The following is a 10169-nucleotide window of genomic DNA, read 5'->3' as shown; positions in this document are numbered from 1 at the left end:
TGTTTCATCGAGGTTTGTAAGTAAAGACATTAAAAAATCCGATACCAGAGACTGATATCGGATTTTGAAGCCTTAAAAAGATCGGTCAACCGATCATGAAAATTTTCTTAACTGATCGGCATTACGCAAATAAAGCGGGCTTTTCGTTTATAGATATATTTTAGCCCGCGCTAGCTTTTAGATAGGGATTGCTGAAATTGCGCAATGGTCACCAGCGCCAACTCTATTTTTTTAACTAATGGCGCTAGGGCTTGTTTGGCCGCCTCATCATCCAGTTCCTTTAGCGATTGCCAGTCGTTCGCAATTTCTTGTACATAGGGGCCAAAGCGCTTGGCTGATGTGGTAAAACCGCTGTCGTCAGCGAATACGGCTGCAAACTTACCTTTTTGATCGCGCTGTAAACTATCCAGTATTTGGTCGGCATCAACGGCTTTGCGGTGCAGCGTTTGAAGTGTTTCTTGAAGTTGTTGATGGACAGCTTGCATCTCTTGGCTCTGTTGCATGGTCACGCCTTTTGTTTCTAATGTAATCCGGTGCACGCGTTAGCCGCACACTTAATGTTCATATATATTGCGCAGCTATCATTATATGCTACGCCGAATGTATCACGGTAAATAATGATTAAAGTTTCGCCTTTCAAGGCCGATAACCTGAAGTCAGTTGTAAATTACGAAGTCTGCGGGTAATTGAGCCGCTTGCTATTTATGTAATGGACAACACGCCGTAAGGGTGGGCAATTCTGCCCATTTTTTTACTTTGCTACAAGCAACAAAGGAAAATGGTATGGATCTACAAGGTACTAGTGCCTCTGGAACGTCCGGTGCGTCACTTGAGTTGGCCTCTCTTAAGTTGGCAAAAAGCCAGCAAGAGCAAGAGGGAAAAGCGTCGCTTCAGCTGCTGGAATCAGCCGCTGACGTACCAAAAACGTCATCTTCAAACCCTGCGTTAGGCGCCAACATTGATACCTACGCGTAAGTTACGGATGCAAATGTAAGTCGATAGGCGTTTTGCCGGGTTGACCGCCAATTTCTCTCACCAGTTTTGGCACCAAGAAGCCCGGCAGGCGCTTTATCGCTTCTTCCATAATTTCGCGGCCTTCATCATCACTCACATAAAAATGACTCGCACCCTGCACTTTATCCAACACGTGCAAGTAATAGGGCAGTACACCAGCCTCAAACAGCGTTTCACTTAAGTCACTTATGGCATCGCCGGAATCGTTTACGCCTTTTAGCAATACCGACTGATTGAGCAGAGTCACACCTCTCTCTCGTAGTTTTTTTAATCGGGATTTTAGCGTTTCTGACATCTCATTTGCGTGGTTTGCATGCAGCACTAATACTTTTTGAAGCGGCAATGCGGTAAACCATTCAACAAAGTCATGGCTAATTCGTTCTGGTAGCACTACCGGCAGACGGCTATGAATACGCAGGCGTTTTATATGGGGAATGGCGGTAATTTCGTTGGCTAACCACGACAAATGTTCATCTTTCGCCATCAGTGGGTCGCCACCTGAAAAAATCACCTCATTAATTTTGTTATTACTGCGAAGGTATTCAAGCACATCAAGCCATTGGTGCTTACTTACCGCATTGTCGGCGTAAGGAAAATGGCGGCGAAAACAGTAACGGCAGTTTACTGCACAGCCAGTGCGAACCATTAACAACACGCGAGAATTGTATTTGTGCAGTATACCTTTGCCTGCGGTGTCGTGCTCGTCTAACGGATCTTCGCTATAACCGGGTGATGTTAGGAATTCATCGCTGAGCGGCATGACTTGCAAAAACAGCGGGTCGTTGGGATTTTCTTTTTCCATCAGATCCACAAAATGTCGTGGAACACGCATAGGAAAAAGACGACGTGCTTTAATGTGTTGTGCGTATTTTTCTTGGTCTAAACCTAAGTGTTGCAATAGCTTTGCAGGATCAGTAAAGCTACTTGCTAATTCTTTTTGCCAGTTATGCTCTACAGAAATCGGTTTTTTAGGTATTATTTGTTCCACGAAACTTTTTGTACCTTATGTTTAGACAGAGGAATTATGGCTAATTACAGCACTAACGAGTTCAAAGGCGGCCTGAAAATCATGCTGGACGGCGAACCTTGCAACATTCTAGAAAACGAATACGTAAAGCCGGGTAAGGGCCAAGCGTTTAACCGCGTAAAAATCCGCAAGCTTATTTCAGGTAAAGTTTTAGAAAAAACTTTCCGCTCAGGTGAATCAGTAGAAGGCGCTGACGTAATGGATACGGAACTTGCCTACTTGTACACCGACGGCGAATTCTACCACTTTATGAACAACGATACATTCGAACAAATCGCTGCAGACGAAAAAGCGGTAGGCGAGAATACCAAGTGGTTGGTAGAAAACGACGTTTGCACCATTACACTGTGGAACGGTTCACCTATCACAGTAACGCCGCCAAACTTCGTTGAGCTTGAAATCACTGAAACTGATCCTGGTCTTAAAGGTGATACAGCAGGTACTGGTGGTAAGCCAGCAACGCTTAGCACTGGTGCAGTTGTTCGCGTTCCTCTATTCGTTCAAACAGGCGAAGTTATCCGTGTAGATACGCGCTCTGGCGAATACGTGTCTCGCGCACAAAAATAATATCTTATACCAGTCCGCATAGATAATTACTCACTCAGCGAGAGTTAAAATGTTCGTAATCGCGGCGTGTTGCCGCAGGTATAGTGGTTCTACATCAAGGTGACACAACAAGAGTACGGACATTTTAAACTCGCCCTTCGGGAAGGTTTGGCAAGCTTCCTAGCTTCATTCTGGGAATTTGAGAGGGAACACATTCCTGCATTCCCACGCTTCGCTATGAAGCTTGCCAGCGCCTTCTGAGTGGGCAATGATCTATGCGGATTGGCATTAAGCGCATATCGCGCATTCTGTTTATGTGTAAAGCCGGTGCCTTTGTGTACCGGTTTTTTGTTTTAGCTATTCTTTTTAGGTTTGAATACATGCAATCTTGGCAGCCTACTACCACTCATGAAGCCCGTGTTGCGCGAGCAGAATTACTCAGAACAATCCGTGAGTTTTTTTACGCAAGAAACGTGTTAGAGGTCGATACGCCTTTACTTTCAAACGGTACGGTTACCGACGAGCATTTAGATGCGTTTGATACCCAATTCAATTTTGCCTCATCCGGTAAGCCAACGACGCTGTATCTTCAAACTTCCCCTGAATATGCCATGAAGCGGTTACTGTGCGCTGACAGCGGTAGTATTTATCAGGTGTGTAAAGCGTTTCGCCATGAAGGTGAAGGGCGCTGGCACAACCCAGAGTTCACCATGCTAGAGTGGTACCGCTTAGATTTTGACCATTTTGCGCTAATGGACGAGGTTGACGCCTTGCTGCAAGAAACCTTAAACACAGCTTCGGCTGATAAGATGACGTATCAGCAAGCTTTTCAAACCTTTTTAAATATTGACCCGTTGAGTGCTGATAACGACGTTTTGCTAGAGGTAATGGAAGAGCAGAAAATAGATATTCACGCGCCGCAAAATCTAAGCTATGACAGCAAGTTACAACTGTTATTCAGCTATGTAATCGAACCTAAAATCGGTAACGAAAAACCGTGCTTCATCTACGATTTCCCTGCTTCTCAGGCGGCGCTTGCCAAACTAAGCCCAGCTGATGAACGGGTTGCCGAACGCTTTGAGGTGTATTACCAAGGCGCTGAACTTGCTAACGGTTTTCATGAGTTAAGTGCAGCAAAAGAGCAGCGACTGCGTTTTGAAACTGATAACGAGAAACGCAGAGAACATGGCCTTCCCACTAAGCCCATTGATGAAAACTTTCTAAGTGCGCTTGACGCAGGTTTGCCACCGTGTGCGGGTGTGGCGCTGGGCATCGATCGTTTGCTTATGCTTAAAACCAACGCGAAGCATATTCAAGGAGTGATCAATTTCACAGTGAGTAGGGCTTAGTACCTTCGTGCCCAATTAGTTATGAATTGCTTAAACCTTGGGTTTCAGTAGGCGCGTCCGATTAAATTGCAAAAACATAAGATTAAGTGAGTAAAGCAGCGGTTGACAAGCAATGGGTAATGGATAAAATGTTATAACATCACTAAATAATGTTATAACATCCACAGAGGGATACCCATGAAAATGCGTTCGCTGCTAAGTTTGTCCATAGCAGGGCTGTTAAGTGCGCCTGTGTATGCCACCACAGTAACGGGAAAAGTCACCGACACGGCAGGGCAACCTGTTGCAGGGGCTGAAGTAAAGATTGAAGGCAGCCGCCGTGTAGCATACACCGATGCAAATGGTATTTACCGTTTTGACGATGTAAAGCAGCCACATATTCATTTACATGTTTATTCTTCAAACTACATTCATGGTGATAACGACTTAGGCGACGTAAATACGGATCAAAATGTAGACTTCGTTTTAAAGCCTGCATCCGTCGAAAATATCGTGGTTACCGCCAATGCGCTTCAATCATCAGTACTGGAATCTGTTACGCCAGTGACCGTAATTGGTGCTGAAAAATTACGTAAAATAGAAGCACCAACCTTAGGGGAAACCCTAAAAAACGCGCCTGGTGTGCACAGCACTTATTTTGGCCCGGTTTCAAGCAGCCCAGTTATTCGCGGTAACGATGGCCCGCGTGTCAAGATTGTTCAAAACGGTTTGGATGTTTCTGACGTATCTCGCGTTGGGCCAGATCATAACATAGCAACTACCCTCTCAAGCGCAACCCAGGTGGAAGTGCTTCGAGGCCCTGCAACACTCCAATACGGCAGTGGCGCTATTGGTGGTGTGGTTAACGTGGTTGACAAACGTATTCCTCAGTATCAGTTAGACGGCGTAGAAGGCGAAGCTGAAACTAGCTACAGCACAGTGAATAACGGCTCGTATACCCGTGCAGATGTAACGGGTGGCAGTGGCAATATTGCATGGCATGTCGACGGGTTTTATCGCGATACAGACAACGCGGATCTTCCGGGCTTTGCGTCTATCGAACCCGATGAAGATGAACCAAACGGTGTCCTAGAAAGCAGCGCAATGGAGACGCGTAACGTCGTTGCAGGTTTATCTTACGTGGCCGAAGAAGGCTACTTCGGTTTTGCTGTTGAACAACTCGACAATAAATATGGCGTACCTGGCCATAGTCATGCTCATGGTGAGGAAGAGCACGATGAAGAGCATGAGGGCGAAGACCACGACCTTGAAGAACATGATCATGAAGAACACGCTGAAGAAGGCGTGTTACTTGATGTAGATATGACCCGTTATCAAGCAGCCGGTGAGTGGCACTCTCCAGTACGTGGACTTACAAACCTTAAGTTTGCCGCAGCCTACACCGATTACGAACATGCTGAAATTGAAGATGGTGAACCAGGTACCGTATTTACTAATGAGTCGAGCGATATCCGTCTTTCTGCTTACCACGAAGAAGTGAACGGCTGGCACGGCGTATTCGGGCTACAGTTTAATCATAGTGACTACAATGCCGTGGGCGAAGAAGCCTTTACCCCCGCTAATACCACATCAAGCTACGCACTTTATGTTATAGAACAAAAGAAAGTAGGTGATGTAACCTTTGAGCTTGGTGGCCGACTAGAGCGAACGACATTAGACGCTGATGCCAGCGAAGTGGAACTTGACGTATTGCATGAAGAACATGATGAGCATGAAGGTGAGGAGCACGAAGGCGAAGAGCACGATGAAGAGCATGAGGGTGAAGAACACGAAGAGCATGCTGTTGCTTTCAACTTCCCTGACTACGACTTCACCAGCCTATCACTTTCAGCGGGCGCTAACTGGGAATACCAGGAAGGTCACTCTATTGCAGTGACTTTATCACGCAGCGAACGCGCGCCTAGCCAGCAAGAACTCTTTTCTGCAGGCCAGCATTTAGCAACCCAAAGCTACGAAGTGGGTTTAGTATTTGATATGGATGAAGAAGGCCATATCGAAGAAACACTTAAAGGCGTAAAAGAAGAAGTTAGTACCAACCTAGATATTACTTTCCGTAAATTTACCGGTAGCTGGGGCTATAGTGCGTCTTTCTTCTACAATCAGGCAGATGACTATATCTTCCAAACAAGCACAGGCTTAATTGCGCTCAGCGAGCACGAAGAACACGATGAGCACGAAGAGGAAGGATTAGAAAGTGAGCACGAAGAACTTGGACATGATGAACACGGCGATGAAGAAGGCTTGCCAATTTATTATTTCCAACAGGCTGACGCAGACATCTGGGGCTTCGAAGCAGAAACTTACGTTGATTTATCAGACACGCTACGCTTAACCGTATTTGGTGACTATATCCGCGCAGAAATTGAAGACGACAATCTTCCGCGCACGCCGCCTATGCGCTTTGGTAGTGAATTAAGCTACGTGAACGATGGTTTAAGTGCTGACGTGGGCTTTACGTGGTACGACGACCAAAATGAAGTTGCGTCATTTGAGACTGCAACCGACGGCTACACCTTGGTTAATGCAAGCGTGCAATATGAGTTTGGCACGCAGGGCATTGACTGGGTAGTGTTTGCGCGCGGTGAAAACCTAACTGACGAGGAAGCCCGTGTTCATACATCTTTCTTAAAAGACCAAGCACCGCTTCCAGGTAGAAACTTTACTATGGGTGTGAGAGCGTTGTTTTAATTAAACAACTCCACTGCGGTATACAAGGCGATGTATTGGGGCTCTCAGTACATCGCCTTTTTTTATACTCGGGGGAAAGTGGTCAGTACGATTTTTTCTAGTTGAATAAACTGCAAAGATAAACATGCTTAAGATGGTAAACGTCGAGCGGTTGTGAAGTAGAGGTGAAAATGAATGAAATAGCGAATTGGTTAAGTACGCAAACCGAAAAACACATGGTGTTAGGTTATGGAAGCTTACTTAGCAAAGACAGCCGAGAGCGCTACTCCAACATTTTTACACCAGGGATCCCTGTGACGGTTTCTGGCTTCGAAAGGGCATGGGTGACGCGAAGTCTTCATGAAAAGCAGACTTACGTTGGCGCCGTGGCCAATGCGCATAGCAAATTAAACGCCCAGCTTATCCCAACACAAATTAACCCTGCCTTACAGGAGAGAGAAAAAGACTATCGGTTTGTCGAAGTAAGCGCTAAAGCACTCAACTTTCATCAACACAAGGGTTCTGCGTCTCTAGACGATGTGCTTGCACAATTTACCTTTTGGATTTGCGAAACACTCGACTGTACACAGGCAAATGACGCCTATCCCGTACATCAAACGTACGTAGATACATGCTTGAGTGGATGCTTAGAGCACGGTGGTATAGAGGAAGCCGAGCGATTTATCGTCCATACATCGTTGTGGGAGCACCCAAGAGTAAACGACAGAGCGAACCCGAAGTACCCCCGCGCGGCAGTGGTCAACCCAGACCACTTTGAGCACATAGACAGGCTTCTATCAAAGAGATAGTGTTTGCCTTAGGTCTTACTTCTAGTTATACGTTCAAATGTAGAGGTACAAAAGCGAGTACTACATGCGCGTCATAAAAACTTTGCTAAAAGGATTAGTGTGAACACAAACACCGCTATTTTTACAAACGATAAAATAACGCTACGGCCGCTTACTTTTGATGATAAACACTGGGTACTTGCGCTGCAGCAGGACCCGCTATGGCTTAGATACATTGGAAGTAAAAATGTCGATACAGTAGACGATGCGTGTGACTACATTGGCAAAACAAATGCGCAGCGCGAAGAGTGGGGGTATGGCCTGCTGGCTGTCGAATTAACCGAAACCAAACAACCGTTAGGGGTTTGTGGTCTCTTCAATCGCTTTGCATTTGAATGTCCAGATTTAGGCTTTGCCATGCTGCCTGAAGCAAGAGGCAAGGGTATATGTTATGAGGCATGTCAGTGTGTTATAGCGTGGTCTGCCTCTGAGGGCTATCGTTTTCTAACAGCCATGACACACCCAGAAAATATGGCGTCGCAGAAGCTTTTACAGCGCTTAGGATTTAACAAGCAGGGCTTTTACTTCGACAAAACGTTCCCAAAACAGCATTTGTTCAGGTTGGAATTACAGCCATAAAGCATTGCTCTTTATGGCTGTTAGTATCTGTTAATCGCTATAAGGGCGGTAACACGGTCATCTTTTTAATAATGATCGGCTCAATGGGTACGTTATTCGCGTTAAGGCGAATCGAATATTCAGTTTCTACTTCCGACATGGCATCAACAATATCTTCGCCTTCAACAATTACGCCAAAAACCGCGTAGCCCCAGTCTCTTCCGGGGTTTAAGCTGCTGTTGTCATTCACGTTGAAGAAAAATTGTCGGTTTGCGGTATGCGGGTCACCTTGTCTTGCCATTGCAATAGTGTGCAGGTCGTTAGTCAAACCGTTACCAGACTCATTGAAGATATCTGGAAAGTTCGACTTGCCGTTGAAGTCTGCCGTATAACCACCACCTTGCACAACAAAACCAGGCACAATGCGGTGAAAAATGGTGTCTTCGTAGGCGCGCTTATCAACATAACGAAGAAAGTTATTTACGGTAATTGGCGCACGTCTTCTGTCCAGTTCAACCACAATATCGCCCATGGTGGTTTCTATTTTCACCCGAGGGTAATAGTTATCTGGCTGAACCTGAGACCCATCGTCTTTCTTGGCCATAACGGGTGAACTGCTGCCTATTAGCATGATAGCGGTCAGCAGTGATAAAAGTATTTTCTTCATAAAAATGCCTTTAAATGTTTTCCTTAATTCGCGCATGTTTTTTGTTCGCTTATCGTTTTGCAGTGCCTAAGATAACGAACTTTTTGTCACTCGCAAGTACCTTAGCGCCACCAAACAACTTTTTAAGTTTAATGTGATAGTCGAGGTGCCGGTTACCAACCACCACTAAGTGACCGCTTTTAATAAGTACGTCCCGGGAATCAGTGAACATTTGCCATGCAATATGGTCAGTGATTGCGTTTTGTTGATGAAACGGTGGGTTACACAGAATTTTGGTAACAGCAGGTTTATTCTCTCTATTGATTAATGTTTCAAGGCAATTACTTGCAACAAACTCACATTGATCAATTTTATCCGGGAAGTTGTTGAGCACATTGAGTCTGGCACTTTCTAATGCCATATAGGACTCATCCACAAATATTACTTTGGCATCAGGGGCAAGAGAAAGGGCATTAACCCCCAGTACTCCGTTGCCGCAGCCTAAATCTACCACCACATCATTAGCGCTCACCGTCATATGTTCAAGCATAATGCGAGCGCCTATATCTAATGACTGTCGGGAAAACGTATTCGCCAGATTGTCTATAGTTAACGCCGTTCCCATCGTACTTTTACACTGCCAGCGCGTCGGATAGGGCGAGTCAGATAGTTTTATTGACTCACGAGGCGAAGCGAACACAAGCCGCGATTTCTTCTTGGCAAGGGACGTGGTGGTGGGGCCAATATATCGTTCAAATAGGTTGAGTACGGATTTTGTGATGGTCTTCACTTTACCGGTTGCGATAACACGCGTGTCAGGTGTTATATATTTTTGTAAATCAATAAGCTGCTGTTCAAGAAGTGCAAGGGCGCGGGGGACCTTCAGCACAACAAGACTCGGCGCCTTTTCTGGCTTAAACGTTAAGCTTTGCACGCTAGTCAAGGTTTTCAGCGGCGCGGTTAGCAGGCCGTTTTTATTGCTCGTTTCTGCATTACCCAGTAAATGATTGGCTTTTAAATTCTCAGAGAGTGATCGCAAAGATATGTAGGAGTCAGATACCCAGTAAGGTGCTAAGTGCGAAAACCAACAACCTAACGCGCCGAAATCGTCGTTAAAAATCATCATTGAGCCATCATTGTCACCACTGCCAATTGAAAGCGACGCTTCACTTAATAAGTTCTCAATGTGCTCAATAACGAGTTCATCAGCGCTATCCCATGCTTGAAGGCTTATGTGCTGGTGCTTTTCAGGGTAGCGAATAAGCGAAAATTGTCGGTCGGCAAAAATAAATTCTGTATTCATTGGAGTCTGTTTTCAGAGAAGGCTCAAAGCACTCACATACTTTTGGGAATGCCTATTTGGTTTATGTACGCGCTGCCTATCTTATCATATCAGCCACGCGGCTCTAACCAATAACGTGTCATTCTTATGCCGTGCAATGTTGATGGTGACAATGTAATGGTGAAAGAATCACTTTTATAGCTCGCAGAAAAATCCACATTAGCAATGCATG

The 10169-nt window shown here is 45.4% G+C and carries 10 protein-coding genes; 6 read left to right on the top strand and 4 right to left on the bottom strand.

Translation table 11 applies throughout. From position 1 onward, the window contains the following. Positions 1-170: 170 nt before the first annotated feature. Positions 171-503 (bottom strand): hypothetical protein, encoded by a 333-nt coding sequence (locus MHM87_RS18640; RefSeq protein ID WP_239260634.1) that lies wholly within the window; start codon positions 501-503, stop codon positions 171-173. 280 nt (positions 504-783) lie between these two features. On the opposite strand from MHM87_RS18640, the gene MHM87_RS18635 reads away from it, so the two are divergent. After that, complete coding sequence (locus MHM87_RS18635) at positions 784-975, top strand: hypothetical protein (RefSeq protein WP_014948215.1); 192 nt, start codon at positions 784-786, stop codon at positions 973-975. A gap of 1 nt (position 976) precedes the next feature. Here the strand turns inward: MHM87_RS18635 and epmB are convergent, their stop codons facing one another. Further along, complete coding sequence (epmB, locus tag MHM87_RS18630; protein WP_239260632.1) at positions 977-2002, bottom strand: EF-P beta-lysylation protein EpmB; 1026 nt, start codon at positions 2000-2002, stop codon at positions 977-979. A gap of 36 nt (positions 2003-2038) precedes the next feature. On the opposite strand from epmB, the gene efp reads away from it, so the two are divergent. From efp to MHM87_RS18605, 5 genes are all read left to right on the top strand, one after another. Further along, positions 2039-2608: an elongation factor P gene (efp, locus tag MHM87_RS18625; protein ID WP_014948217.1), complete on the top strand. Its 570-nt coding sequence runs from the start codon at positions 2039-2041 to the stop codon at positions 2606-2608. A 359-nt stretch (positions 2609-2967) separates the two neighbouring features. Beyond that, positions 2968-3936: an elongation factor P--(R)-beta-lysine ligase gene (gene epmA / locus MHM87_RS18620; RefSeq protein WP_239260630.1), complete on the top strand. Its 969-nt coding sequence runs from the start codon at positions 2968-2970 to the stop codon at positions 3934-3936. Between the two features lie 177 nt (positions 3937-4113). Next, positions 4114-6624 carry a TonB-dependent receptor gene (locus MHM87_RS18615; RefSeq protein ID WP_239260628.1) on the top strand — a complete coding sequence of 837 codons (2511 nt, stop codon included), beginning with the start codon at positions 4114-4116 and terminating at the stop codon, positions 6622-6624. A gap of 170 nt (positions 6625-6794) precedes the next feature. Then, entirely contained in the window at positions 6795-7412 is a 618-nt protein-coding gene (locus tag MHM87_RS18610) for a gamma-glutamylcyclotransferase (RefSeq protein ID WP_110288521.1), read from the top strand. A gap of 99 nt (positions 7413-7511) precedes the next feature. Beyond that, positions 7512-8030: a GNAT family N-acetyltransferase gene (locus MHM87_RS18605; protein ID WP_049589108.1), complete on the top strand. Its 519-nt coding sequence runs from the start codon at positions 7512-7514 to the stop codon at positions 8028-8030. Positions 8031-8067: 37 nt separating this feature from the next. Here MHM87_RS18605 and MHM87_RS18600 read toward each other — a convergent pair whose 3' ends face one another. Together MHM87_RS18600 and MHM87_RS18595 are read right to left on the bottom strand one after the other, a co-directional pair. Beyond that, a complete protein-coding gene (locus tag MHM87_RS18600) occupies positions 8068-8676 on the bottom strand; it encodes a peptidylprolyl isomerase (protein ID WP_014975652.1) in 609 nt (202 codons plus the stop codon). Positions 8677-8725: 49 nt separating this feature from the next. After that, positions 8726-9958 carry a methyltransferase gene (locus MHM87_RS18595; RefSeq protein WP_239260626.1) on the bottom strand — a complete coding sequence of 411 codons (1233 nt, stop codon included), beginning with the start codon at positions 9956-9958 and terminating at the stop codon, positions 8726-8728. Positions 9959-10169: the final 211 nt, after the last annotated feature.

Origin of the sequence: Alteromonas sp. Cnat3-28 (assembly GCF_022348265.1) — a bacterium.
GTDB classification, from domain to species: domain Bacteria; phylum Pseudomonadota; class Gammaproteobacteria; order Enterobacterales; family Alteromonadaceae; genus Alteromonas; species Alteromonas macleodii.
The sequence above is the reverse complement of the archived record's forward strand: the minus strand, read 5'-3'. Positions and strand labels throughout refer to the sequence as shown.

What these genes read in the sequence shown, in the direction of transcription:
- epmA (WP_239260630.1), top strand. Translation starts at nt 2,968, where the DNA reads ATGCAATCTTGGCAGCCTACTACCACTCATGAAGCCCGTGTTGCGCGA.
- MHM87_RS18600 (WP_014975652.1), bottom strand. Translation starts at nt 8,676, where the DNA reads ATGAAGAAAATACTTTTATCACTGCTGACCGCTATCATGCTAATAGGC.
- efp (WP_014948217.1), top strand. Translation starts at nt 2,039, where the DNA reads ATGGCTAATTACAGCACTAACGAGTTCAAAGGCGGCCTGAAAATCATG.
- MHM87_RS18610 (WP_110288521.1), top strand. Translation starts at nt 6,795, where the DNA reads ATGAATGAAATAGCGAATTGGTTAAGTACGCAAACCGAAAAACACATG.
- MHM87_RS18640 (WP_239260634.1), bottom strand. Translation starts at nt 503, where the DNA reads ATGCAACAGAGCCAAGAGATGCAAGCTGTCCATCAACAACTTCAAGAA.
- MHM87_RS18595 (WP_239260626.1), bottom strand. Translation starts at nt 9,958, where the DNA reads ATGAATACAGAATTTATTTTTGCCGACCGACAATTTTCGCTTATTCGC.
- MHM87_RS18615 (WP_239260628.1), top strand. Translation starts at nt 4,114, where the DNA reads ATGAAAATGCGTTCGCTGCTAAGTTTGTCCATAGCAGGGCTGTTAAGT.
- MHM87_RS18635 (WP_014948215.1), top strand. Translation starts at nt 784, where the DNA reads ATGGATCTACAAGGTACTAGTGCCTCTGGAACGTCCGGTGCGTCACTT.